This window comes from Corynebacterium sp. 239_CJEI, assembly GCF_001055995.1.
GTDB classification, from domain to species: domain Bacteria; phylum Actinomycetota; class Actinomycetes; order Mycobacteriales; family Mycobacteriaceae; genus Corynebacterium; species Corynebacterium jeikeium_D.
The window spans coordinates 79871-103585 of sequence record NZ_JVOW01000035.1; the positions used below are offsets into that span (position 1 = coordinate 79871).

Genomic DNA, 23715 nt, shown 5'->3' on the forward strand with positions numbered 1-23715 from the left:
CCCTTCGTTGCGTGGCCGGGCCCCATTCGAGCCCCGACCACATATGTTTCTCTGCTGTAGTTTACGACCTCGCGGTCAACTTCTTTGGATTACCACGCGTGGTTCACCAGTTAAAACAACACGGTCGAATTAGAGAGCGTTAGCGACCTCTAGAGAGCAGAGACATTCTCCTTGTTCGGCTGTTCGTTATTCCGCGAAGCAACCCAATCACAGATGATGTCCACAGCCTTCTCAACTGCCACCCCGTTAATCTGGGTGCCATCGAGGAACCGGAAGCTGACGGCACCTGCCTCAATGTCGCGGGCACCAGCCAGAATCATGAACGGAACCTTGGCCTGGGTGTGGTTGCGAATCTTCTTCTGCATGCGGTCATCCGACGTATCCACGTGGACGCGGATGCCACGAGACTTCAGCTGTGCAGCAAAGTCCTCCAGGTGCGGGATACAGTCATCCGCAACCGGGATACCAATAACCTGTTCCGGAGCCAGCCAGGCCGGGAAAGCACCCGCGTAGTGCTCCAATAGGACGCCAAAGAAACGTTCGATGGAGCCGAACAGCGCACGGTGAATCATAATCGGGCGCTTCTTGGTGCCGTCAGGTGCGGTGTACTCGAGCTCGAAGCGCTCCGGCAGGTTGAAGTCGAGCTGAACGGTCGACATCTGCCAGGTACGGCCGATGGCATCGCGGGCTTGGACGGAAATCTTCGGACCATAGAAAGCGGCTCCGCCCGGATCAGGAACGAGCTCGAGGCCAGAAGCATCGGCAACACGCTGGAGAATTGCCGTGGACTTCTCCCAAATTTCATCCGAGCCGACGAACTTCTTTTCGTCCTTCGTAGACAGCTCCAGGTAGAAGTCATCCAGGCCGTAGTCACGAAGAAGCGAAATAATGAAGTCGAGGACGTTAGTGAGCTCTTCTTCCAGCTGATCCTCGGTGCAGTAGATGTGGGCGTCGTCCTGCGTGAAGCCACGGGCTCGGGTCAGACCGTGGATAACACCCGATTTCTCGTAGCGGTAGACGGTGCCGAACTCGAACATACGAATCGGAAGTTCACGGTAGCTGCGACCACGCGATGCGAAAATGAGATTGTGCATCGGGCAGTTCATCGGCTTGACGTAGTAGTCCTGCGGAGCCTTGGTGCAGTTGCCGTGTTCGTCATATTCGCCGTCGAGCTGCATTGGCGGGAACATGCCATCCGCGTAGAAGTCCAGGTGACCGGACTTCTTGAACAAGTCGCCCTTGGTTACGTGCGGGGTGTTCACAAAGTCATAGCCCGCTTCGATATGACGGCGACGGGAATGCTGCTCCATCTCGTTGCGGATGATGCCGCCCTTGACATGGAATACCGGGAAACCAGAACCAATCTCATCTGGGAAGCTGAACAGATCCAGCTCGGAGCCCAAGCGGCGGTGATCGCGCTTCTCAGCCTCGAGCATGCGGTCAAGATACTCGTCCAGCGCTTCCTTGGACTCCCACGCAGTGCCGTAAACACGCTGCAAGTTATCGCGAGACTGGTCACCCCGCCAGTACGCAGCGGAAGAACGCGTGATCTTAAAAGCAGGGATGTAGCGGGTGGTCGGCACGTGCGGGCCGCGGCAAAGATCAAACCACTCGGTCTCACCGGTACGCGGATTGACGTTGCGGTAGCCGGTCAAGGTCGTGCCTGCACCACCGACGTCGACATTGGCCTCATCATCTTCGGACACCTTGCCGGCCGACTTTTCAACAATCAGCTCGAGCTTATACGGCTCGTCGGCAAGCGCTTCCTGCGCCTCATCAGCAGACTCGAACGCAAAGCGTTCGAATCGCTGACCAGACTTGATGATCTTCTTCATACGCTTTTCGATGCGCTTGAGGTCCTCCGGAGAGAAAGGCTCATCGACACGGAAGTCGTAGTAGAAACCATTGTCGATGGCAGGGCCAATGCCCAGCTTCGTCCCAGGGAACTCCAACTGCACGGCCTGAGCCATCACGTGAGTCGCAGAGTGGCGAATGACATCACGACCGTCCGGAGTATTCGCCGGAACGGGCTCGAAGACGGTTTCCACTTCTGGCTTAAAGGACAAATCCTTCAAATTGCCTTCAGGATCGCGGACACAAACGATGGCGTCAACGCCCTTGTTCGGGAAACCCAAGTCTCTCATCGCCTCGCCCGCAGAAACTCCTGCGGGCACGGAAAACGGTGCTGGGGTTGCAAATTCTTCTGACACGGCGTGCGTGTACTCCTTTTCAAAATGTCTTCGAAAATCACATACCTGGTGACCTTCGTCAGTCGTTCACACACTTTACCGCACGGTCAAAACTCAGGCCTCGAAAAGGTCCTGCGCCCAGTACTCCTCCTCAGAAGTTCCTCGCGGCATAACAAACACGGCGGATCCAATGTGGAAAATCCACTGATTGAGACGGTCGTTCTTAGACAGCCGCTCCTGAATCGGATTGAACTGCTCCAACGGGTCCTTCTGGAAACAAATGAATACCAGGCCAGTGTTGGTCTCGAATCGACCATTCGGTTCCGGTGGCAGGTCATAGTTGTAGACCCGTCGCAGAATCCGCTGATTAGGTTTCTCCTTCGGAGGCATGGACAGTGCAACATGGCTGTTCGGATCCGTCAGAGGCAGACCATATTCATCAGTCTTCGCCAGGTCGACGGTCTCAAACTCGTCCTTACCTCCAATTGGCGCGCCGGTGCCGATATCTCGGCCGGTAATAACAGTGCGGCTTTCGCGGTCCAACACATCCCAGCCTGGAATATCCATTTCGATACGGCGGACAACCATCGCTGTACCGCCCCGCAACCAATCCGGACCACTATCAATCCACACCTGCTTGTCGAATTCTTCACGAGTGCGCGGGTTGACCGTACCGTCCTTCTGACCGAAGAGATTGCGCGGGGTCTCGCCTTCCTGCGTAGAACCATTGGCGTGCTGGAAACCAGCTTGCACCCAGTGAACATCCAAACAAGAACCTGCATTTCGGATCATCATTCGGGCCGCATGGGAGACCATTACTGGGTCGTCCGCACAAATCTGCAGGCACAGGTCTCCGCCGTTCCACTCCGGGCGGAGCTCATCGTTAACGTACTTTGGCAGATCTCCCAGCCACTCAGGCTTCTGGTCTTCCCTATCGATGATTGTGAAGAAATTCTCCCCATATCCAACTGTGATAGTCAGATTGGCCGGACTCCCCATGAGCTCGGGTTCCAAATCCGTTCGAGTAGCCTTGCCGGCTGTCATTCGGCGGGCGTCATCCGTCCAGGCACGCATGAGGTTTTGGAGGCGATTGCGATCGACCCCCTTCTTCACGTTGAAGGCTATTAGCCATAGATTCGCCTGTGCGGGCGTCGCAATCCCCGCCTGGTGAGCGCCATCAAAAGGTACGGTTGCTGTCTGCAAAGGCGGTTTCGGTGGCTCTTCCTGTGGACGTTCCAACCCAATCGCCTGGGCTTCCGGCGCCCCCAGGGCGAGCGCTGAGGCTCCTGCGGCGGTGCCGAGCCCGCCAAGAAAACGCCTTCTGGAAAAGCCTTCGGACATTTTGTGCACTCTTACCTTTCTGATTACTTCGAACTGGAACACATGAGATGGCTGGGGATCCGCCAACTTTTCAATAGCTTCAACGCAACCACTGGCCTATCCAATTCGACCGTATCGAAAACCTTTTTCGGAAAAAGAAAAGCGCCGGAGTTCGTTGCATATGCTGCAATAACCTGCCAACTCCAGCGCTTCTGCCACCATTAGATTCAGCTAGTCAATTCCTCGACGTACCTGAGCTCACGCCCGCTTTACGACGAACGATTGCTTGATCAACTTGTCACAAAAATTAGTGGCCCGAGTGATCCATCTCACCGCCACCCATGTGCTCTGGGTTGTTCAGGTCACCGTCATTACCGTAGTCCTCTTCACCTGCTGGCTGGACACGAACCTCAACGTCCTGGGTAATGCTAGAGCCGTCGGAAAGCTCAATGACGAGCTTGTACTCAGCTCCCACATCCATAGCTTCATCATTGTTCATGATCATGAAGTGAGTGCTACCCGGTTCGAGAACGAGTTCGCCATTAGCAGGAATCGTCAAACCTTCCGGCACCTCGAACATCTTGCCGTCCTTGGTATCGTGCTGCTCGAACTTCGTGCCTTCCTTCAGCCCCTCAAGCTTGAAGGAGGAAACCTTGATGTCCTTATCGGTGTTGTTGGTCAGCGTACCGAAGATGGCGGTCATGCCCTTGTCAGCCGGCTTTTCCTTGATGTAGGCATCGGCCAGCTGCACAGCAGCATCACTCTTCTCCATCTGAGAGGTAGCTTCGGTCGCAGCGGAGGTTGCGGACTCAGTCACCTCAGCAGCAGTGTTATCGTCGGACGAGCAACCTGCCAGAGCAAGGGTCAGAGCTGCGGAACCAGCGATCAGTGCAGTTGCAGTGCGATTGAGCTTCATGTGTCTATTTTGCCTTTCGATTAATAACGGTGACGACAGCGGCGATGATGACGATGAGTCCACCACCGAGGCCATAAGCCCATAGTGGTATTGACTTCGTTTCCTCGGCGTGCGCACCGGTTTGACGAGATTCTGCACCAACTTCAGTTGCGTCTACCGCATCCGGATCAGCCACTGAGAAAGTGGTCTTACCCCGAGTGGAGTGGCCATCCGAGGACGTGATCTGGAAACCAATGATGTAGTTACCAGGGCCTGGATTAATATCCTCAGGGATATCCAAAGAGACCTCGTTACCCACTACTTCTGGCTCATGGGAGTACAGGACTTTCTTGGCATCCGCATCACTAATTGCAACGGTGTTGAAATTGTTCTTGGGGTTACCAGAGAACTTGAGAGAAACGTGGTGCGGAAATTCATCGAGAACCTGCTTGTCGCCTGGCGTTGATGACATCACCGCGTCGTGAGCTACCGCAGGTGAAGCGGCAAAAATCGAGATAGCTACAGATACGGCAAGCGTGGCGACACTCGATTTAACAGCGCTCGACCTTCCCCAACGACTGCGTGAAGAATTCACAGAATCTACCGCTCCCCATTTATCTCATGGTCAGAATCCAGTTCATTACAAACCACTCCTAAGCTTACGCCAATAAAACCCATAGGGAGGGATGAAGCATCGAAGTGGTTCAATTACTAGTCGTAGCATCGAGGATGAAAGTTCCCGGTGAGGCCATGATTTTCAACTTTTGTTGTCAAACCCTATTGACAATTTGACCCCTGTCATAGAAAATCCCCTTATGAGACATTGCGTCTCATAGCCCTCTATCGCCGTGGTTGGTTCACTTTGCCTGCGCGGTGTCTCCACATAGACAGGAGCAGAACATTGACTTCACACATCGATGCGTCCCGCCGACGGTCGCGAACTGAGGCCATGGGGTTGCGCCGAGTGGCAGCCGACCCCCAGCTCAATTCCCAGGTAAGTCCATACTCATGGAAAGACCCGAAACGCTATCTTTGGTTTCTGGGGTTGATTCCTGCTGCAGCGGTACTTATTGCATGGGGCATCCACTCGATTCTCAGTATCTGGTTCACCGGGCTTGGCGCTGACTGGGTTTGGTGGGGCGGCCCTATTGTGGTGTTCATCATCATTCCGCTATTTGACTACTTTGTCGGCAACGATGGCTCCAATCCACCTGACGAAATCATGGCTCGACTTGAGGCGGACAAGTACTACCAGTGGGTGCTCTACGCTTACGTCCCTCTACAATATGGCTCTCTCATTGCGGCAGCGTATCTATGGGGCCGCGGAGACCTTTCCGTGTGGGACTGCATAGGATTGGCACTCACCGCCGGAGTCGCTTCGGGCATTGGCATCAATACAGCCCATGAGCTTGGACACAAGAAAGACAAGCTCGAGCGCTGGTTGTCGAAAATTACCCTGGCACCCGCGGCTTACGGTCACTTCTATGTAGAGCACAACCGTGGGCACCACGTTCGCGTCGCGACCCCAGAAGATCCCGCGTCAGCACGTTGGGGCGAAACCGTTTACACCTTCGTGCTCCGAAGTGGCTGGGGCAGCCTTCTTCACTCCATCGCACTTGAGAAAAAGCGCGCTGAAAGGCAAAAGCGCAGCTTCTGGAACCCAGATAATGACGTTCTCAATGCCTGGGCCATCACAATCGTTTTGTTCGGAACACTTATCGCAGTATTCGGAGTGCAAATTACCCCGTACCTGATTATGCAGGCGCTCATTGGCATTCTTTACCTGGAGACGGTCAATTACATCGAGCATTACGGCCTACGCCGAAAGAAGCTACCGAATGGTCGCTACGAACGGTGCCAACCTCGCCATTCATGGAACGCTGATCACATCGTGACAAATGTTTTCTTGTACCATCTGCAGCGCCATTCGGACCACCATGCTAATCCGACTCGTAGGTACCAGATCCTTCGCTCATTCGACGAGGCGGGCAATCTTCCCTCGGGTTATGCCGCCATGATCGCGGTCGCAATGCTTCCACCGCTGTGGCGAGCGATCATGGACAACCGTGTAATTGACCTTTCGGAAGGAGATGTCGAACGAATCAACGTCATGCCGTCCAAACTACCAAAGTTAGAGAAGGCTATTGCCGCACGACACCAGGCATAACAGGGAGGTTCAGCGGCCACACTAAGCGTTTGTACCGCGCGAATTTGCCCGCTATCTCTCCCCCAGTCCACTTCGCTATCCGAAAGGTTCACAATGCCATACAAAACCTACGAATGTCTCCAGTGCGGCTTCATCTACAACGAAGCTGAAGGCTGGCCAGAGGAAGGAATTGCTCCTGGCACTCGCTGGGAGGATATTCCTGACGACTGGTCCTGTCCCGACTGTGGGGCTTCGAAGTCTGACTTCGAAATGGTTGAGGTTTCCCCTTGAATCACGCAAACGTAATTGGGGCGGGCCCTGCTGGTTGGGCAGCAGCTCGCCAACTCGGACGAGCTGGGTGGTCAGTTGACCTCTATGGCCAAGAGCCACAGACCCCTTACAACCGAGTACAGGTTTCTAAGGCGTTTCTGACCAGTGAGGCCACACCTGTTGATTTTGCGCTAGGCGCACTACCTGAGTCAGTTACCTTACACCAAGGTGAGACGATCAAAGTCAAGGACGGCAGGCTCATTCGTTTCAATGATGGCCAGCACATAGAAGGACCTACAGTCCTCGCAACCGGCGGCACGCCTAAGTCACTCCCAGCGTTCGAGAATGGATTCGTGCTTCGCACATATAGAGATTCGCAACGTCTACGAGAGCATCTTTCCGGTGGCGCGCGCACAGTCCACGTCCTCGGCGCAGGGGTACTCGGCATGGAGACGGCTAGCGCATTGACGACCCTCGGCCACGAGGTAGTAGTCCACGATATAGCACCAGAGGTAATGCAACGATTCTTACCCGGTCAAGCCGCAAAGTGGCTCCGCCACATCCACGAAAGCCGTGGCACTCACTTTGCTTTGGGAACCTCCGCCGCATTGGCTAGCACCGATACCGTCGTAGTATCCATCGGCATTACTCCTAATACCGAATTGGCGAACAGCCTCGGTATCGAAGTAATGGATGGAATCGTCGTCGATGCTCTCGGCCGTACATCCAGACCTGGGATATATGCGGCAGGCGACTGCACTACTTTACGTATCGGCAATGACCATCGTCGGGACGAGGATCTAGCATCTGCCCGCGCGTCGGGCATACGTAGTGCTACGGGCATCCTCGTGGATGCTGGAGAAATGAAGAATTCCCCCTCCTTCGAGCTCCCTGTTTCCCGCCGCTGGAGCATGCAAGCAGGTCTCCGCGTCACCACCGTCGGAGACGTATCCTCCGGCGTAGAACACGTGGCCACCTCACCACTATCCGGGACATTCGAATCAGCGGTGGTTCGGGATGGCATTGTCATCGGCGCTGTCTCTATTGGAGAAAAGCCAAATCCTCGAGGCACTCTAGCTACCGTTGGCAAGCATTGGAACGACAAGTAGCGGGAATTACGGACCATTTCTCACACGCGCCGTTATCCTTGGCTCTGTGATGGGTAAGCGCAGACGAGACTCTATTAATTCATTTCAGGAAGACGACGGCGGTGGTAGTCCTCCACGCCGTCGTTTATCAGCGCAGCAGCGACGCGAAGAAATTCTCGACGCCGCTGCTGATCTTTATGTCTCCGGCCAACCGACGGATTTCACAGTTGACGACGTGATTGGAAAAGCCGGAGTTTCCCGCGCGACCTTCTATCGAATATTTCGAGGGCTCGAGGATCTCCGCGCCTGCATTATTGGTCGGATTGCTACAGCATTCCAAACTCGAATGTTTTCAGGTTTCGGATTCGACAATCAGTGGCTGGAGCTGATCGCTGGCATCAGGGAGTTTCTGCGCATCGCTGATATGTTTCGCTCTGATGTCATTTTGCTATTGGACAATCAGGGCCAGGGCTCAATTGCAGAGGGGATGCGCGATGCCGTGGCTGCCGAAATCTCTCGGCGTATCTATCCCATCGAAGAAACTCCGTTGGGTCGTCGGGCCCTTAGAGCATGGATAGCAGCTGCCGAGTACGAGGTACGTGATTGGCTACAACAGCGAGCCAACGACAAGAAAACTACGGAATCGGCAGACCTCATCACGAAACGGCTTGCGGGACTACTTGAGGCAGTGGTGTGCGAATACGAAGCTACATCCGACGATGTCTTCATCACCGAGCTCAAGCGAGTGCTGCAATCTGACCGGCGTATGGCACAAGCCGGCTAGATTGTGATTACGAGTTTGAAATCTGGGTTGTCGACGGTAGCTCGAGCGCGTCGGAACGAACAACGTATGTCTCTAAGATCACGTCATGTAGCACTAATTGACTAGTAGCCCAGTCGGGTAGCCCAAGAGCCTCACTCATAACCGAACGCACATCTTTGTCCTGGAGACTCTGGTAATCGAGGGAAATGGACGGGCCTTTCAATCCAGCCACCTCAGGACTTACAGTCATTTTCCGCACAATGATATGGAAGTTGCCATCCAAGATTGAGGCGCTCCCGGGACCCGTCGCTAATTGCACACCGCCGCCGGGGATGCTCAACCCCAGATTATTCAATTCCACTCGATTCGCGTCCAATCTAATTGCCTGCACGCTATCACCTGCCGGCATAGTCAGGTCGACAAGCGAAAAGTGAACGTTTCCGATAAGTCGAACAGAATCGGCTGTAATCATCTCGAGGGTATCCGAAAGCCCTAGTTCACCGGGTTGTGGCGTCGGAGCTTCCCGCAGGGAAATTCCATCCGCTTCGTCGACTAGAGAATTCGAGACACCGCTTGGTAATGGCGAATCTGTAATCGAGTTCCCTGGAGGCAGCTGTATTTCAGGCAGAGTTGGCAGCTGATTAAAGTTGGCAATCCCGGGAATCGGTAGTGGCGCGAAGCCAGGAGCTGCAGAAGCGTGCGGAGCTGGAGCTAACATGCCCATAAGAACGCCTCCCACAGCCAAAATAGTGCTTACGAGAAACTGCTTCCCCTTCGGCCTACTAGGAGTTTCTACGTCTTTCTGGTCCCCCTCGTCGCCAGTTTCCATCTCATAATCCGGGTACCATGACAGAGCTAAAGCTCCCCCAATCAGCCCCAGAACTGTGCCGAGTACAAATCCACCAAAATTCGATGTCGGAAGAGCGACAATGGACAGTACAAGAGCAGTGGTGCCCGTCAGAATCCTGGAGCTTCCGCCCGTCCAGGTTAAAACGCCGGCAGCGATGAGCAATAGCCCGATCAAAAGTGTCGACACACCCGAGAGTGTGGAAATACTTATGAGGATGCCCTGCACATCAATGGTCAGATACGCAGGAGTTAGCATAACCAGCCCACTGATAATCATGCATAGCCCTGCTCCGAAGGGTCTCATTCTGCGCCAATTGTTAAACCGAACGCTTAACGACGCCTTATTCTGTGGCCCAGCGGATGATTTAGCATCCATGACCTTCACCCGATTCCACAGTGACCTTGGCTCCCGAAATGGTAAGCGAGTCTGCAGCTAACGAAGTGACTTGCAAGCGCTGATTGCGAACGATCATCTGCGTAGCTACCAACCCCCAAGTCCCCCGACCGGCTCTACTGTCAGCTTGGCTTGCATCAATGCCGATCTGCGGATGGCTCATGGTTATGGCCCCATTAATATCCTTTGCACCTACGAGTAGATTATCCGCAGACAAGCTCTTCCCGGGAACAAGCAATTTGAATGTGGCTTCACCTACGCCAGGTATGTTCTTTATTGGTGCAGAAAGGCACACATCGGTGCCGGATGCCTTACCAAAGCGCAGCTTGGACACACCTTTTTCCGACTCCCCTGCCTTCTCAGCGCCAACGAAAAGGCTTGAGGAGTCTCCTACCAATTCGTCCACGGTCAGTGTCATCACGGTGCCAGACAGAGCAAGGTTAGCGGACAGTCCATTTTGAGCCATGGCGACGCCTGTACCACCAGCAACAAAGAGGCCGACACTCAAAATCCCAGCAAACCTGGCCTTCTTCACGTAACCCATGTTTACGGCACCCTCCTACCGCTCCAGCACAAACCTATATTTGAAAACCATAGGTTTGTTTACACACAAACGTTTTGTAGGAAAACGGTAGTCGCTATGAGACTTCATGTCTCAGCTTCCATGGAATTCAGCGAGCACCTGCGACACATCGCAGTTCGAAGTAACAAAAAAGAGCTCCCAAAAAATTGGGAGCTCCTTACACGTGGTAGTCCCAACTGGGTTCGAACCAGCGACCTTTCCGGTGTGAACGGAACGCTCTTCCACTGAGCTATGGGACTATGGCAGGCGACTCAAGTGAACCTCACTGCTCTGCGCAATAAGTTAGCACGCGTCTTAGAATTTTCCATAATTACGCTGTTCGGAGGATCACCCTCTTTAAATACAGAACTTCAACTACGCCCGACATCGCTACCACATGGCTTGACCCAGCCAAATAACGTCCGCCCGATTCAAAATGACATCATTGCCATTTAAACACTTCACAATCACCAAACTAGCCATACCTCGACTGCCCCAATAAACACATTCACCAGGGCATTTGTAATCCCTCACACAATCACGCTAAAGTATCTTTCGCACCGCAAGGGAGCAAATGAGATTATCGTTTTCGCCTTTCCTTGCATCGCAATGCGGATGTAGCGCAGCTGGTAGCGCATAACCTTGCCAAGGTTAGGGTCGCGGGTTCGAGTCCCGTCATCCGCTCTGGTTTCCCAAGAAGTTAGACCCTGTGGTATAACTTCGAGGCAACCACTGAGGCGGCAGCCTCACGGTGGAATGGCCGAGTGGCGAGGCAACGGCCTGCAAAGCCGTGTACACGGGTTCGATTCCCGTTTCCACCTCAGCAGAGATTCCTTTAAGGTTTCGATGTAATGCGCGTTTAGCTCAGTGGGAGAGCGCTTCCCTGACACGGAAGAGGTCACTGGTTCAATCCCAGTATCGCGCACCACGTAAGCCCTTATGGGCGAACGTATTTGCGGATGTAGCGCAGTTGGTAGCGCATAACCTTGCCAAGGTTAGGGTCGCGGGTTCGAGTCCCGTCATCCGCTCAGTGCAACCCCCTTCTCTCAGAAGGGGGTTGCGCATGAAAGCTTTCATATAGCTTTTAACCCAGCGCGATTAGCTCAGTGGGAGAGCGCTTCCCTGACACGGAAGAGGTCACTAGTTCAATCCTAGTATCGCGCACCACGTAAGCCCTTATGGGCGAACGTATTTGCGGATGTAGCGCAGTTGGTAGCGCATAACCTTGCCAAGGTTAGGGTCGCGGGTTCGAGTCCCGTCATCCGCTCAGATTAACTCCCTCCAGGGCATCCGGGAGGGAGTTTTCGTTTAGCCTTGTTCGACAACCATTTTCGTTGAGTCCTACCGCTCCCCCTCGGTTAAGCAGCAAAATATGCTTTCCGCCTGGCGTCTCGGCTGCCGGGTTTCTCAATTCGGCGGGCTTGGCTGGACTCCTCGCTCAGCTAGAGGCTATGGAAGCTTACCCCATGGCAGCTCCACGAATTTCGGTTTGGCTGGACGCCAAGCCCATCAATTGATACTCCAGCTGAATAGAAATGACCGCTCCAGGCACTTAGCCCCTGGGGCGGTCATTTCTATCGAAACTGTAAACCGAGCTCGATATTAGGCTGCGTCGCGAGCGCCAAGCTCTCGATCGATACGCAGCAGGCCAGAACCGTCGTCGCCGACAATCTCCAGGCGACCGATGATGCCACGCACGGTGTCCTCTTCCTCAATCTGCTCAACCACGAAGCTGTCCAGCAGCGGGCGGGAGTCGAGATCACCCTCGCTATCAGCAAGCTTGCGGAGGTTACGGATAGATGCCGAAACCTTCTCTTCATGCTCGAGAGCAATGCGGAATGCATCGATTGCGGAAGTGACCTTCACCTCCGGTGCGTCGACAGCACCAATCTGCGGGTGGTTGTCGCGAGCATCGAGGTGTGCGATGAACTGATTCGCGTGATCAACTTCCTCATCCGCCTGTGCACGCATCCAGTCTGCCATGCCGGAGAGATCCAGCAGGTCCAGCTCGATTGCCAGCTGGCGGTAGACGTGGGAAGCGGTGAGCTCCATAGTGATCTGGTCGTTGAATGCCTTCTCAAGAGTATCTGTTAGTCGCATGCCCCTACTATAAGTCCAACCCTTATAAATGACAACGATTATAACACTTCCCTTATAAGCCAGGCCTTGCCTATTCTGCAATCGTCGGCTTAACCTCGGCGGTATGGCTACACTCACCTCCGTAAGCCCATCGACCGACGAAATTCTGCATTTTCTTTCTCGACCTGCGCAAACGACACATGATACAGCGGCGGCGTCTCACAACACCTCCACCGTCACGGCCATCGCCGTCACCAGCTTGGACGGACGCGGCGCCGTCGAAGGCACCTCGGGCCAGCTTGGCAACGACACCGATGCCACGGTTTTCAACACGCTTCGCGCGCTTGCCGACGTCGTTTTCGTTGGTACAGGCACCATTGCGTCCGAGGGGTACGGGCCAGTTGAGATACCGGAGTACCTAGAGGCCGTTCGACAGAAGCTAGGTCGCTCCGAGCACGTGGCGATGTCCACACTTTCGCGCTCGTTGGATCTAGATATAGAATCCGACTTTTTCGCGAATGCAGAAGTCAATCCTCCGATAATCTTCACCCCGACTGAGGACGCTTTTAATGATGAAGGAGCAAAGACCGCTCACAAGAACAAAGCTAAAAAGATGGAGTCGGCCGGGGCTCGCGTCGTTAAGCTCCCTAACCCCTCGGTAAAAGCGGCGTTAACCTGGCTGGCTGAACATGGGTATCGGGACATTGTCGTAGAGGGTGGACCGACGATGTATCGAGAAGCATTCAAAAAGGGGTGCGTCGACGAACTGTTCCTGACGTTGTCGCCGATGTGGGTGGGTAACGGTCCCCTGGCTTTCGGCGAGAACGACCCTGATGATGACGGGAACTCGACGAACCCGCAGGCTTTTGAAGTGCGGGATATCCTACGTTCCGACTCACACATCTTCCTACGCTATTCCCGCAGCTTCACCCAGTAGGGTGGAGTATTGTGAGTAAACCAAAAATCGACGTGAGCGCAAGCGCAACGGCATTAACGCAAACGTCCAAGGACACGCCAGAGACAAATTCGGTGGCTCCACGCCCTCTGTCTCGGCACGTGTCGCGAGGACTCAGCGCTTTCTTGTGGCCTATCGCAGCTGTGGTGATTTTTCACCGCACCTGGGTTTTGCCGAAAGACGTTTCTGGCACAGATGACTTTACGACCGTCTGGTCGGCAATTAATCGATTCGTATCGCAGGTACCCGTTTATTCGGAAGACTACGTAACAGCCGATCCGCACTATCTGTATTCCCCAGGCGCTACCCTACTTTTAGCCCCGATTGATTTGTTCGGCTCGCTTGAATCGGGCCGAATCTGGTTTGCGGTGTTTCAGTCAGCTGCAATCATTGCGGCAATTGTATTGCTGCTGAGGTGGCTTGGTATTGCGCGCTCTGGCCCCATCATTCCAGCGTCGATAGCACTGCTCTACCTCACGGAACCCGTTACCAACACCCTTGATTTTACGAACGTCAACGGTTCACTCTTCCTTGCATTAGTGCTGTTTTTTATTGCTCTGACCGAGCGGCGCAATATCCTGGCCGGCCTGATCATCGGTATCGCAATCACCATTAAACCTGTTTTCTTGCCAATGCTGTTCCTACCGTTCATGCGCAGGCAGTTCTCTACGGTACTGACCAGTATCGGAGTGGTAATTGCAGCCAATGTCATTGCGTGGCCGCTCATGGTCCAACCACGTGACTACCTAGATATCACCGTCCCCTACCTGGGAGTTGTCCGTGACTTTGCAAATGCTTCACTGACTGGACAGCTTGTTTGGCTAGGTGCCCATCCGACCCTGATTTTGCTGTGGCAGATCTTTTTCGGCATTTTCGTCTTGGTATCCGTCGTGCTCCTTCTTCGCTGGCTCGAAAGGGATGAGAAATTCTGGATTGCTACGACTTCCGGAGTTCTCTTCACCGGCGCGTTCTTCCTTTCCAGCCTGGGCCAGCAGTACTACTCGATGACGCTCTTGCCAATGGTTCTCACCGTGCTTCGCCCATTGGTTTTGGCTCGCGACAATGAAGGAAATATTGGTTCGACAGTCATGTTGAATTGGGGCGCAGGACTCGGAGTCGTACTCTGTTTCTTCTACGCCAATTGGTGGATTGATGAAGATGACCTCTTTTTCCCGTGGTTCACGGTTGCAATCGGCGGTATTGGATGGGCCGTTCTTATTCTCTCCATCACGGCAGCACTCATTCGAATGACGATTGTGGATGCCGTCAATGGGCGTAGCTTTGCATCCGGCTTCAGCTGGCTGAGCGACTGGAAGATAGCAGGCAGGAAGTCTAATCAGGAATCTGATCTCAAGTCTGAGGAGGCTATTCAGAATGGTTGATTCGCATAGCGAAGACTGGAATCTGAGCGAAGAAGAATGGCGCGAACGCCTCAGTGCCGCGGAGTACCAGGTTTTGCGTCAGGCAGGTACTGAACGCGCCTTCACCGGTGAGTACACCGATACCAAGACTCAAGGTGTCTACCGCTGCCGGGCCTGTGGTTACGAGCTGTTTCGGTCGAACGAGAAGTTCGACTCTCACTGCGGTTGGCCATCCTTCTTCTCTCCACTAGCTGGAGACCGGATTATTGAGCGCCGAGACACCAGCCTCGGTATGGTCCGTACCGAAGTGCTGTGCAGTCGTTGCAAGTCTCACCTCGGCCACGTCTTTGAGGGTGAGGGATACAATACTCCGACCGACCTGCGTTATTGCATCAATTCAATTTCACTCACGCTCGAACCGGACAAGACGGCTGAATAACTAGATAGAGAAGCAGCGCCGCTGGTCAAAATCCCGTCAGTTAACGGGGCTTGACCAGCGGCGCTGCTGATTCTCTCGTTGATTGCGTGAGCTACGGCAGAACGTTGATGATCTCTGCGATGTCATCGACGCGACGTCCCGTGTGGAACGGAATCTCTTCGCGGACGTGCAGACGAGCCTCGGTGTAACGCATCTTCCACATCAAGTCCACAATGCGGTCGAGCTCCGGCCCCTCGAATGCAAGGATCCACTCGTAGTCACCGAGTGCGAACGCCGGGACAGTATTGGCGCGCACATCCGGGTAGTCACGACCGGCCATACCGTGTTCAGCAAGGATGCGGCGTCGCTCGGTCGGCTCCAGCAGGTACCAGTCGTAGGAACGAACGAAGGGGTAAACCGCAATCCATCGTCCCGGCTCTTCACCCATGATGAACGACGGCAGGTGCGACTTGTTGAACTCAGCTGGACGGTGCAGCGCAGCGTTCGACCAGTGCGGAGTGGATGCCTTGCCCAGCGGAGTCTCGCGCAGGAAGGCGTTGTAGAACGCCTGCAGGTCTTCCAGCTTCTCTGCGTGGATCCAGAACATGAAGTCGGCTTCAGCACGCATGGCCGAAACATCGTAGAAACCACGGATGATCAGATCAGTGTCTTCGTAACGAGCCAGGAATTCCTTGGTCTTAGCCACTGCCTCTTCGCGGTTATCACCGAGTGCACCTGGGGTCACCTTGAAGGCAGACCACATGGTGTAGCGGATGGTGTCGTTGAGCTTCTTGAAATCGAGCTTGGTCATTAGTTGTCTCCTAGTTCGGTTGAAAGGTTTGTTTAAAAACGATGGGTCAGCGCCAGTTTCGTACTCAGCACCAATCTCGCAGCTTTATGCCAGCTCCGCAGCAATCTTGCTGGCCGCAGCCTTGGCGTTGGAGATACATTCCGGAATGCCCGGGCCACTGAGCCACGCCCCTGTTGCTGCAAGCTTAGGCACCTCGGCCAAATCCTGGCGAGCAAAATCCATCAGGCCTCCATGCCCCATATCGAAGCGTGGAATCCCCGCCCACCAACGCTGGACGAAAACCGCTGTCGGTTCGGCATCAAAGCCAGTCGCCTTAGCCAAATCTGCTTTTGCCCTGGCGATGAGGTCCTCGTCGCTACGATGCACGTGCGAGTCATCATCAAAACGGCCGAAGCTTGCCCTCACAACGGCACCGTAGCGCTCACCAATATGTGGCCACTTCCGGGACGACACTGTAAAAGCTTTCGCGGACAGGTCAGCACCAATCTCGCACAACACGCCGTTGATCTCCGGCAGTCCTTCCGACGAGTCGAAACACATACCGACCACCGCCGAGTTCGACGTGTCTACCCCACCAATGAGCTCGGCCGCCTCTGGCGCAAGATTGCTCAACAGCTCCGATGTGGTTGCAGAAGGTGCCGCCACGACAACACCGTCGACGTCGATAGTGCTAATGCTCGTGCCGCTTTCCGACGGCAGTTCCACTGTCACCTCAAAGCCGTTGTCATGCTGGCGCAGACCAGTAGCCTTCGTCGACAAGAGGAGTTCGGCTCCCGATTCGTCGACAAGCGTGTTGTAGAGAACCTCGAAGCCATCGCGGAACGTTTGGAAGACCACCGGTCGCTTCGTCTTCGTCGAATCTGTCGCAGCCTCACTACTCAGACGCGCCTGCTGCGCCTCCTTACGTGCTTCCAGAACGCGCTGGACAGCGCCGGTGAGGCTGACATGGTCACCGACACTAGCCATTTCATCAAGCGCTGCCGCCAACTGTGGGATGGTCGCACGCAGACCCAGATCGTATGCGGTGGTTGAGTAGACGCCCCCGAGCAGCGGGGAGACGATGCGGTCAACGACTTCCTCACCGAGCCGCGCCGCGACCAGCTGGCCGACATTCATGTCGTCACCCAGTACCCAGTGCAAGGCTGGAGTGAGCTCGGGGTTCGACTCGGCATCAATCTTGGCGAGGGTGGCCTCGCTGAGGAGGTAGCCCAACCCTTCTGAACTTCCTGGAATACCGGTGACCGTGTTACGCGGAAGGTCCTTGAGTTCACCGCCAATGTAGAGCTTGGAAGGCAGCCCCGAAGGGGCGACTAGCTGATCTGCCAACCCGAGTTCCTTGAAAAAATCGGTGGCATCGTGACGGAACGCCAGGTACGCCTCAGCGCCCGCCTCAAGAGGGCCGTTAGCTCCTGGTCGAGTCTTCAGCTTGCCGCCGACCTGTGCACTGGACTCGATGACAATTATTCTTGCGGCGGGTCCGAGCTTTTTACGCAACTCATACGCTGCGCTCAGGCCGGAGATACCGCCACCTATGACGGCAATGGTAGAAGGTTGTGCAACCACGGTATTTCGTACGCTTTCTCTATGCCCGCGCCTCGAGCGGGCACGGTCGATAAGACTTGTAGGAAATTAGCTAGTGCGTGTTTTACACGCCTGTTGCGTCGGCTTTTACGTTGCGTGAATGATCTCAACGGCGCGCGTAATCGCGTCGGCATCGGTATTCGGTAGCACCCCGTGACCCAAGTTGAAGATATGTCCACGGGCGTCACCACGCTTAATTGCACGGTCCGCCTCAGAGCAGATGCGCTGAATCTCTTGGGTCATTGCATCTTCACCGGCAAAGAGAATCGCCGGGTCAAGGTTGCCCTGCAATGCAAGGCTGTTTTCCGCCGGGTCTGCGCCTCGGTGAACGTCGGAAAGCGTGGCACGAATGCGGTTGGCAGCAACGTCCAGTGGCACGCGCCAGTCGACGCCCATGACTTCTGGGCCGGCTTCAGCCATCGCACCGAGAAGCTCGCCGGTGCCCACACCGAAGTGGATGCGCGGAATGCCGGCGTCGGCGACAGCCTGGAAGATTTCCTTCGAGTACGGCAACACAAAGCGGCGGTAATCACGCTCGGTGAGATAGCCAGCCCAGGAGTCGAAGAGCTGAATAGCGTCCACACCAGCGCCAATCTGCGCGCGCAGGAAAGCAATCACCATCGGAGTGATTTTCTGCATCAGGTGATCCCACAATTCAGGGTCCGAGTGCATCAGCGCCTTAGTGCGCTCGTGATTGCGGGATGGACCGCCTTCAATCAGGTACGACGCCAAGGTGAACGGTGCACCGGCGAAACCAATGAGTGCCTGGGTATCATTCAGCTCTTGCAGAATGAGGCCGATACCCTCGGCCACCGGAGCGAGTTGCTCTTCCGTGACTTCCGGTAGAGCCTTGATGTCTGCTTCCGAGCGCACCGGAGTATCCATTACTGGACCGCGGCCAGGAACAATATCCAGGTTGACACCCGCAGCCTTCAGCGGCACGACGATATCGGAAAAAAGAATCGCAGCATCAACGTCGTGCCTACGTACCGGCTGCATAGTAATCTCAGCGAGCAGTTCCGGGCGGAAGCAAGAGTCCAACATACCGATGTCCTTGCGCACCTCACGGTACTCAGGCAGTGAACGACCAGCTTGCCGCATAAACCACACCGGGCGGCGCGAAGGAGTTCGACCGTAAGCTGCATCAAGAATCGGGGCATCAGTCAAAGTGCGACGATTGTTCATACGGACAATCATGCCCCACTTACCTTAGAAATTGATATGTGGGGTACTAAGAACAGGAAATTCTCTCGCCCTGCTGTGCGTTTTCGACGAACCGCTTGGTCGCTTCCCACTCTTTTCGGCGCGCCTCCCACTAACGCAAGCGTCATATGGCTAAGTTCAGGCGCGTGAATGGAACCGATTCAATGCCACAGAACTTCCGCGCCGCGGTCCAGTCAATGCACTCTGCTGAACTGCGACCTGAGATTGCTCTGGGCACCGTTCGGCCACCGCAGAAGCTGGCACCGTTTAGCCACGCTGTCTCGCTTGAGGTCACGCAGCCCGAAGCTGATATCGTCCCCGAGTCCTCGAACGACGATGCCTTTGGTCGTTTAATTTTGCTCCATGACCCCCGCAGTGAGGAAACCTGGGACGGTGACATGCGCTTGGTTGCATACATCCAGGCGGATATGGATGCCTCCCTCGCGGAAGATCCGTTGCTTCCCCAGGTTGCCTGGCAATGGCTCACCGAGGCTCTGGCTGAGAACAACGCCGAACTGTCGAACTTGGGTGGCACGGTGACTACTACGAACTCTGTCCGCTATGGCGAGATCGGCGGCAAGCCACAGGCCTTTCAATTAGAAATGCGCGCATCGTGGACTGCTCGTGGCACCGACCTGCGCACCCACGTTGAATCCTTCGCTCAGGTACTAGCGAACGTCGCTGGTCTGCCACCCGTCGGCGTTTCCCTGCTGGGCTGATACCGGCGACTGCTGATACCGACGACCGAAGAGGCGTGCGATGAGCTCCGACGTGGAAACTAGTCCCGACGTAGAAGTAAGACTTGCCCCAGCCGAGGGAACTCCACGCGTGCTTTCTGCCATCGACGACATTATTGACGCCGGTGAGCAGCTGGCCAAAGGACACGGTTGGCTCGCAGTCGATACTGAACGAGCTTCGGCATATCGCTACGACGACCGCGCCTTCCTGCTTCAATTTCGCCGCCGTGGAGCGGGCACCTTTCTCATCGATCCCGAAGATGGTCGCAAGGCGATGGCCGTTTTTGGTTCCTCAGTCAACGACCTGACCTGGATTATTCACGCCGCTCATTCTGACCTTCCCTGCCTCGCAGCTCTGGGTCTCTACCCCACCAAAGTCATTGACACTGAGCTGGCCGGCCGCCTTCTCGGCCTGGAGCGAGTCAACTTAGCAGCTCTGACAGAGCGACTCCTCGGAGTTGGACTTGCCAAGGGGCACGGTCGAGAGGATTGGTCTACTCGTCCACTGCCAGCAGATTGGCTGGACTACGCAGCCTTGGATGTCGAGCTGCTCATCGAACTCGCCGAGGTTCTTTGTCAGGCGCTGACTGAGCTCGACCGTTTGGAATGGCTGGAACAGGAATGCGAACGCGAACTCGCTCTAAACCGTAAATACCTCGATGGTCTGCACGTCGGACACTCGTGGCAGGGGCTCAAAGGGATTGGGAAGCTGCGCACTCCCGAACAACTTCACGTCGCCCGTGCACTGTGGACTGAGCGTGACGAAATCGCGCAGCGCCGTGATGTCTCCCCAACACACGTCATGGGTCACAGCGTTCTACGTACAATCGCAGAACAACTCCCCGGTACGCAGCGTGAACTAACTGCAATCCGTGGATTTCCACGTCGCCGTCGCGGTGCCGCGGACGCTTGGTTGAAGGTCGTTAATGAAGCCCGTCAGGAACCCAGGTCGTCATGGCCGAAGCCCCAGAAGCAGGCTCCCAACCAGATGCCCCACTTTCGCCGTTGGGCTGAACATGCCCCACAAGCCGCCGAGATTTTCGAAACCACGCGAGACTGCATCGACAACGTCTGTGCCCAAATACACCTGCGCAAAGACACACTCATCACTTCCGCGCAGACACGTGAACTGGTGTGGTGGATTCACAGTCGCGCAGTCGGCTCATTCGTATTCCGCCACCACGACAACTACGCTGGCGGCCTGCCAGCCGTTACAGAAATCTCCGCTCACCTCAGGGAACAGGGTTTCCGCCCATGGCAGGCACATTTGCTTGCCGACGTGATCGGCGCCAACGTTCTTGCGCCCATGCGGCAGCCACTCTAGCTACAGCTGCTCCAGCACCGCGATGGTTTCAAAGTGATGCGTTAGACCAAATGCGTCCACGACCTCGAGGTGTTTGAACGCGTAGCCATAGTCAGCCCAGTACCGGGCATCGCGGGCAAAAGTCGCCGGATCGCAACCGAAATGTACGACCGTGCGTGGCTTGGCTTCTGCAATAGCGGCAATGGCATCCTTACCAGCACCGGAGCGCGGAGGGTCGAGAACGACGATATCCGGGTTTGGTGTTTCCGCATTAGCAACTTCGCGGCGCACTACCTTGGTGACATCCCCGGTTACGAACCGGACTGGTGCCGCAGGCGACGCATTTCCACTGTGGTCAGCTGCAGTGAAAGCCTTGCGCCCCGCCGTCGCGGCCGCGGCAAAACCCTCGACAGAGAGAATTGAACCCTCTGCGTCAACTAGCTTGCGCAGTGCCGCCGACAGAACGCCTGCGCCACCGTAAAGATCCCAACCGCAGGAGAAAGACTGACCAACCAACAGGTCGATGATGCGCGATCCATAGAACTCAGGGGCATGGCAATGGGCTTGCCAAAAACCGGTCGTCGGCACATCGAAAGTAATTCCGTGAACGGTGTGCTGTGTAGTTGGCTCGCCTTCAATCAACGTTTGCGTGCGGTTCCTGCCGCTGCCGGAAACGTATACAGCACTTCGGTTACCCTCCGTGTCCATGGCCACATGGAGTTCTCCTGGCTTCGGCTTCTTGCTCCCTCGACCGCGAGCAGGCTTAGCAACAGGGATGGTTCCGGCCGTCGAAAAGCCAGCGATGAGATTGGGAACTGTTTGGACGCACTCGGAGCCGATGACGAGCTCGTGGGAACGGGAACGACGTAATCCCGCTCGTCCCTGGGAATCCACACCCAGCCGCACGCGCGTGCGCCAACGGGAGGTCGGAGCCAGTGGAAGAACATCGATAGCTGGCAGCTCGTCGGCGGTGAAACGTCCAAGACGGCGCAGGCAATCGGTCAAGACATCAGCCTTGAGACGCGCCGCGTGCTCAGGATCAATAAAACCCCAGTCGCAACAGCCCGCGCCCTGCTGAGCTGCTTCGCAACGCTGCGAAATTCGATGCTCTGAGGCATCCAGAACCTCAACGACATTGCCGCGCCAAAGCTTGGCATCAGGTTTGGCAATTTCGACAACAACGCGTTCGCCGGGGATACCGCCGGTGACGAAACCGATACGTCCGTCATAGCTGGCAATGAATTCTCCGCCGGCAGCGGGACGGTCAATAGTCACTTCGATGTTCACGCAGTGTGATACTACCCGCTGACAAGAGAAAAGCCGCCGTCGGGTGACGGCGGCGGGCAGTGCACAGTGGCACCTGCAGATCCTCTTCTACCTTGTCAAGCAGCTAGCCTCTCTATGCTGTAGGGTTAACCAAACTAATTGGTGGAACCATCCGGGTTGATACCAGTAGCGCCTGGCACCTGTCCAGGTTCACCTTCAGCTTGAGCAGCCTGGGTCTGCTGCTGGTATGCCTGACGAATCTGCTCGGCCATCTGGGACGGCAGCGTAACCGGAAGCGGCTGACCTGCTGGCATCGGGTTCTCACCGCGAGAGACGAAGCTACGGGCAAGGAGACCGCGGGCGAGATTCGCAAGTTCCTCCGCCCGATCAGCCGGACCGGAGGCCGTCATGCGAAGCATCCAACGCGGGCCGTCGGCGCCGATGATTCGCATTTCCATATCGGAGGTGCGACCTACGACCTCAGAACCCCACGGCCCCTGCTCGACATGGACATCGAGGCCATCGGACTCAAGACCGTCCTTGATTTCCTGAGCGGACTCCTCCCAGAGGCCACCCGACGTCGGAGCAGCGAATGCTACAGGAGTTACGCGGCCATGCTCAGTGGCGACGTGCAGCATGGTTGGACCTGTCGGCCCCATCTCCACCTGAATATCACCAACGTGAGGAATAGGCAGCAGCATCGAACCGAGGTTCAGGCTGGCCTTCGCGAAGTCCGAAAAATCAAACTGCGTCGGGCTAGCGCTGTTGATATCGAAGGGGCCGTTTGCTGGTGCGTTCTCCGCGGCGGTTTCCGACGCGTCGTCATGCACGGTTGCGGTAGCCTCCTCAGAAGCTGGCGCCGCAGAGTCGGTGGCAACGGTCTCTGCCTCAGCAGCTGGTTCTTCTGGCTGGTTCTTCTTTCCAAATGGCCACATGGTGGTTTATTGACACCTCGCTAAAAAGAAATCTTTGTATACGCTTTTGTAAACACTTTATTGAGCTCTTCACGCATTGAACCACACTTAGTAGGATCCCCGCGCTATCAGAGGTGTTTTAAAGCGTCGTGGACACTCCGGTTGACCCGTGACCGCCCGCACCGCGTTCAGTTTCATCGAGTTCATCGACTTCCACCATCGGGCTGAGCTCGACCTTCTGCACAACCAATTGGGCAATTCGATCGCCCTTGGCGATCTCCACCGCATTGGTCGGGTCCAAGTTGATCAGGCAGACTTTAAGCTCACCACGGTAACCGGCATCGATAGTGCCGGGTGCGTTGACGATGGACAGCCCCTTTTTGAAAGCCAATCCGGAGCGAGGATGAACCAATCCCACTGTGCCCGCCGGCAAAGCAATGGCAATACCGGTTCCCACGAGCGCCCGCTGCCCTGGTGCTAGGATGACATCCTCCACTGAGCTCAAATCCACACCGGCATCATCGGCATGCGCACGCTGGGGAATCACAGCGTCTTTAGCGAGCTTTTTCACTTGCACCGGGGCATAAGTCATCTCTTTGTATATCCTTCGC

Annotated in this window: 22 protein-coding genes and 7 tRNA genes; 15 read left to right on the top strand and 14 right to left on the bottom strand. The window is 55.6% G+C overall.

The annotated features are described in order from the left end of the window. Positions 1-149 precede the first annotated feature (149 nt). The 4 genes from thrS to ADB08_RS10700 all read right to left on the bottom strand — a co-directional run bounded on the left by thrS (position 150) and on the right by ADB08_RS10700 (position 4999). Complete coding sequence (gene thrS, locus ADB08_RS10685; RefSeq protein WP_239660064.1) at positions 150-2144, bottom strand: threonine--tRNA ligase; 1995 nt, start codon at positions 2142-2144, stop codon at positions 150-152. A 159-nt stretch (positions 2145-2303) separates the two neighbouring features. After that, complete coding sequence (locus tag ADB08_RS10690) at positions 2304-3530, bottom strand: Dyp-type peroxidase (RefSeq protein WP_049173010.1); 1227 nt, start codon at positions 3528-3530, stop codon at positions 2304-2306. 286 nt (positions 3531-3816) lie between these two features. Further along, positions 3817-4425, bottom strand: a complete 609-nt coding sequence (locus ADB08_RS10695; RefSeq protein WP_049173013.1) for a copper chaperone PCu(A)C — start codon at positions 4423-4425, stop codon at positions 3817-3819. A 4-nt stretch (positions 4426-4429) separates the two neighbouring features. Beyond that, complete coding sequence (locus ADB08_RS10700) at positions 4430-4999, bottom strand: copper resistance CopC family protein (protein WP_049173016.1); 570 nt, start codon at positions 4997-4999, stop codon at positions 4430-4432. A gap of 354 nt (positions 5000-5353) precedes the next feature. Here ADB08_RS10700 and ADB08_RS10705 point away from each other — a divergent pair, with 354 nt between their 5' ends. From ADB08_RS10705 to ADB08_RS10720, 4 genes are all read left to right on the top strand, one after another. Beyond that, the gene (locus ADB08_RS10705; protein WP_049173049.1) at positions 5354-6571 is read left to right on the top strand and encodes an alkane 1-monooxygenase; all 1218 of its coding nucleotides are present in this window, start codon (positions 5354-5356) and stop codon (positions 6569-6571) included. 93 nt (positions 6572-6664) lie between these two features. Next, complete coding sequence (locus ADB08_RS10710; RefSeq protein ID WP_049173018.1) at positions 6665-6841, top strand: rubredoxin; 177 nt, start codon at positions 6665-6667, stop codon at positions 6839-6841. After that, on the top strand, positions 6838-7929 hold the full coding sequence (locus tag ADB08_RS10715; RefSeq protein ID WP_049173020.1) for an NAD(P)/FAD-dependent oxidoreductase: 1092 nt from the start codon (positions 6838-6840) through the stop codon (positions 7927-7929). The genes ADB08_RS10710 and ADB08_RS10715 overlap by 4 nt, the downstream gene beginning before the upstream one ends. Before the next feature lie 49 nt (positions 7930-7978). Continuing rightward, positions 7979-8692: a TetR/AcrR family transcriptional regulator gene (locus tag ADB08_RS10720; protein WP_049173022.1), complete on the top strand. Its 714-nt coding sequence runs from the start codon at positions 7979-7981 to the stop codon at positions 8690-8692. 7 nt (positions 8693-8699) lie between these two features. Here the strand turns inward: ADB08_RS10720 and ADB08_RS11190 are convergent, their stop codons facing one another. The 3 genes from ADB08_RS11190 to ADB08_RS10735 form a co-directional block, all read right to left on the bottom strand. Next, positions 8700-9797, bottom strand: a complete 1098-nt coding sequence (locus tag ADB08_RS11190) for a DUF6114 domain-containing protein (RefSeq protein ID WP_053087330.1) — start codon at positions 9795-9797, stop codon at positions 8700-8702. A gap of 88 nt (positions 9798-9885) precedes the next feature. Then, complete coding sequence (locus tag ADB08_RS10730; protein WP_049173023.1) at positions 9886-10458, bottom strand: DUF6230 family protein; 573 nt, start codon at positions 10456-10458, stop codon at positions 9886-9888. Between the two features lie 203 nt (positions 10459-10661). Next, a tRNA-Val gene (locus ADB08_RS10735) sits at positions 10662-10736 on the bottom strand. 351 nt (positions 10737-11087) lie between these two features. Here ADB08_RS10735 and ADB08_RS10740 point away from each other — a divergent pair. The 6 genes from ADB08_RS10740 to ADB08_RS10765 all read left to right on the top strand — a co-directional run bounded on the left by ADB08_RS10740 (position 11088) and on the right by ADB08_RS10765 (position 11743). After that, positions 11088-11160 (top strand) — tRNA-Gly (locus ADB08_RS10740). A gap of 66 nt (positions 11161-11226) precedes the next feature. Further along, a tRNA-Cys gene (locus ADB08_RS10745) sits at positions 11227-11297 on the top strand. 32 nt (positions 11298-11329) lie between these two features. Further along, a tRNA-Val gene (locus ADB08_RS10750) sits at positions 11330-11404 on the top strand. A gap of 27 nt (positions 11405-11431) precedes the next feature. Next, a tRNA-Gly gene (locus ADB08_RS10755) sits at positions 11432-11504 on the top strand. A gap of 64 nt (positions 11505-11568) precedes the next feature. Next, positions 11569-11643: transfer RNA gene (locus tag ADB08_RS10760), tRNA-Val, on the top strand. Between the two features lie 27 nt (positions 11644-11670). Then, positions 11671-11743, top strand: a tRNA-Gly gene (locus ADB08_RS10765). 335 nt (positions 11744-12078) lie between these two features. On the opposite strand, the gene ADB08_RS10770 is transcribed toward ADB08_RS10765, so the two are convergent. Then, complete coding sequence (locus tag ADB08_RS10770) at positions 12079-12576, bottom strand: ferritin (RefSeq protein WP_049173025.1); 498 nt, start codon at positions 12574-12576, stop codon at positions 12079-12081. A 103-nt stretch (positions 12577-12679) separates the two neighbouring features. Between ADB08_RS10770 and ADB08_RS10775 the strand changes: the two genes are divergently transcribed. The 3 genes from ADB08_RS10775 (at position 12680) to msrB (ending at position 15310) form a co-directional block, all read left to right on the top strand. Continuing rightward, on the top strand, positions 12680-13492 hold the full coding sequence (locus ADB08_RS10775) for a dihydrofolate reductase family protein (protein WP_049173027.1): 813 nt from the start codon (positions 12680-12682) through the stop codon (positions 13490-13492). Positions 13493-13635: 143 nt separating this feature from the next. Beyond that, entirely contained in the window at positions 13636-14892 is a 1257-nt protein-coding gene (locus tag ADB08_RS10780; protein WP_222865028.1) for a glycosyltransferase family 87 protein, read from the top strand. Then, the gene (gene msrB, locus ADB08_RS10785; RefSeq protein WP_048733231.1) at positions 14885-15310 is read left to right on the top strand and encodes a peptide-methionine (R)-S-oxide reductase MsrB; all 426 of its coding nucleotides are present in this window, start codon (positions 14885-14887) and stop codon (positions 15308-15310) included. The genes ADB08_RS10780 and msrB overlap by 8 nt, the downstream gene beginning before the upstream one ends. A gap of 91 nt (positions 15311-15401) precedes the next feature. On the opposite strand, the gene hemQ is transcribed toward msrB, so the two are convergent. The 3 genes from hemQ to hemE all read right to left on the bottom strand — a co-directional run bounded on the left by hemQ (position 15402) and on the right by hemE (position 18878). Then, on the bottom strand, positions 15402-16100 hold the full coding sequence (hemQ, locus tag ADB08_RS10790; RefSeq protein WP_049173031.1) for a hydrogen peroxide-dependent heme synthase: 699 nt from the start codon (positions 16098-16100) through the stop codon (positions 15402-15404). Between the two features lie 84 nt (positions 16101-16184). Then, the gene (gene hemG / locus ADB08_RS10795; RefSeq protein WP_049173033.1) at positions 16185-17663 is read right to left on the bottom strand and encodes a protoporphyrinogen oxidase; all 1479 of its coding nucleotides are present in this window, start codon (positions 17661-17663) and stop codon (positions 16185-16187) included. A gap of 105 nt (positions 17664-17768) precedes the next feature. Continuing rightward, complete coding sequence (hemE, locus tag ADB08_RS10800; RefSeq protein WP_049173035.1) at positions 17769-18878, bottom strand: uroporphyrinogen decarboxylase; 1110 nt, start codon at positions 18876-18878, stop codon at positions 17769-17771. A gap of 170 nt (positions 18879-19048) precedes the next feature. On the opposite strand from hemE, the gene ADB08_RS10805 reads away from it, so the two are divergent. Together ADB08_RS10805 and ADB08_RS10810 are read left to right on the top strand one after the other, a co-directional pair. After that, a complete protein-coding gene (locus tag ADB08_RS10805) occupies positions 19049-19603 on the top strand; it encodes a DUF3000 domain-containing protein (protein ID WP_053087331.1) in 555 nt (184 codons plus the stop codon). 40 nt (positions 19604-19643) lie between these two features. Continuing rightward, positions 19644-20945: an HRDC domain-containing protein gene (locus ADB08_RS10810; protein ID WP_016422660.1), complete on the top strand. Its 1302-nt coding sequence runs from the start codon at positions 19644-19646 to the stop codon at positions 20943-20945. Here ADB08_RS10810 and ADB08_RS10815 read toward each other — a convergent pair whose 3' ends face one another. The 3 genes from ADB08_RS10815 to dut form a co-directional block, all read right to left on the bottom strand. After that, entirely contained in the window at positions 20946-22211 is a 1266-nt protein-coding gene (locus tag ADB08_RS10815) for a class I SAM-dependent RNA methyltransferase (RefSeq protein ID WP_016422659.1), read from the bottom strand. It lies immediately after the preceding gene. A gap of 134 nt (positions 22212-22345) precedes the next feature. After that, a complete protein-coding gene (locus tag ADB08_RS10820; protein WP_049173039.1) occupies positions 22346-23125 on the bottom strand; it encodes a DUF3710 domain-containing protein in 780 nt (259 codons plus the stop codon). Positions 23126-23243: 118 nt separating this feature from the next. Next, positions 23244-23696, bottom strand: coding sequence for a dUTP diphosphatase (dut, locus tag ADB08_RS10825; RefSeq protein WP_049173041.1), 453 nt, complete (start codon positions 23694-23696; stop codon positions 23244-23246). Positions 23697-23715 lie beyond the last annotated feature (19 nt).

Excerpts from the sequence above, each read along its gene's own strand:
- ADB08_RS10710 (WP_049173018.1), top strand. The coding sequence starts at position 6,665 with ATGCCATACAAAACCTACGAATGTCTCCAGTGCGGCTTCATCTACAAC.
- ADB08_RS10775 (WP_049173027.1), top strand. The coding sequence starts at position 12,680 with ATGGCTACACTCACCTCCGTAAGCCCATCGACCGACGAAATTCTGCAT.
- ADB08_RS10695 (WP_049173013.1), bottom strand. The coding sequence starts at position 4,425 with ATGAAGCTCAATCGCACTGCAACTGCACTGATCGCTGGTTCCGCAGCT.
- ADB08_RS10810 (WP_016422660.1), top strand. The coding sequence starts at position 19,644 with ATGAGCTCCGACGTGGAAACTAGTCCCGACGTAGAAGTAAGACTTGCC.
- ADB08_RS10820 (WP_049173039.1), bottom strand. The coding sequence starts at position 23,125 with ATGTGGCCATTTGGAAAGAAGAACCAGCCAGAAGAACCAGCTGCTGAG.
- hemQ (WP_049173031.1), bottom strand. The coding sequence starts at position 16,100 with ATGACCAAGCTCGATTTCAAGAAGCTCAACGACACCATCCGCTACACC.
- ADB08_RS10705 (WP_049173049.1), top strand. The coding sequence starts at position 5,354 with ATGGGGTTGCGCCGAGTGGCAGCCGACCCCCAGCTCAATTCCCAGGTA.
- ADB08_RS11190 (WP_053087330.1), bottom strand. The coding sequence starts at position 9,797 with ATGATTATCAGTGGGCTGGTTATGCTAACTCCTGCGTATCTGACCATT.
- ADB08_RS10690 (WP_049173010.1), bottom strand. The coding sequence starts at position 3,530 with ATGTCCGAAGGCTTTTCCAGAAGGCGTTTTCTTGGCGGGCTCGGCACC.
- thrS (WP_239660064.1), bottom strand. The coding sequence starts at position 2,144 with ATGAGAGACTTGGGTTTCCCGAACAAGGGCGTTGACGCCATCGTTTGT.
- ADB08_RS10720 (WP_049173022.1), top strand. The coding sequence starts at position 7,979 with ATGGGTAAGCGCAGACGAGACTCTATTAATTCATTTCAGGAAGACGAC.
- ADB08_RS10730 (WP_049173023.1), bottom strand. The coding sequence starts at position 10,458 with ATGGGTTACGTGAAGAAGGCCAGGTTTGCTGGGATTTTGAGTGTCGGC.
- ADB08_RS10805 (WP_053087331.1), top strand. The coding sequence starts at position 19,049 with ATGCCACAGAACTTCCGCGCCGCGGTCCAGTCAATGCACTCTGCTGAA.
- ADB08_RS10770 (WP_049173025.1), bottom strand. The coding sequence starts at position 12,576 with ATGCGACTAACAGATACTCTTGAGAAGGCATTCAACGACCAGATCACT.
- msrB (WP_048733231.1), top strand. The coding sequence starts at position 14,885 with ATGGTTGATTCGCATAGCGAAGACTGGAATCTGAGCGAAGAAGAATGG.
- dut (WP_049173041.1), bottom strand. The coding sequence starts at position 23,696 with ATGACTTATGCCCCGGTGCAAGTGAAAAAGCTCGCTAAAGACGCTGTG.
- hemE (WP_049173035.1), bottom strand. The coding sequence starts at position 18,878 with ATGATTGTCCGTATGAACAATCGTCGCACTTTGACTGATGCCCCGATT.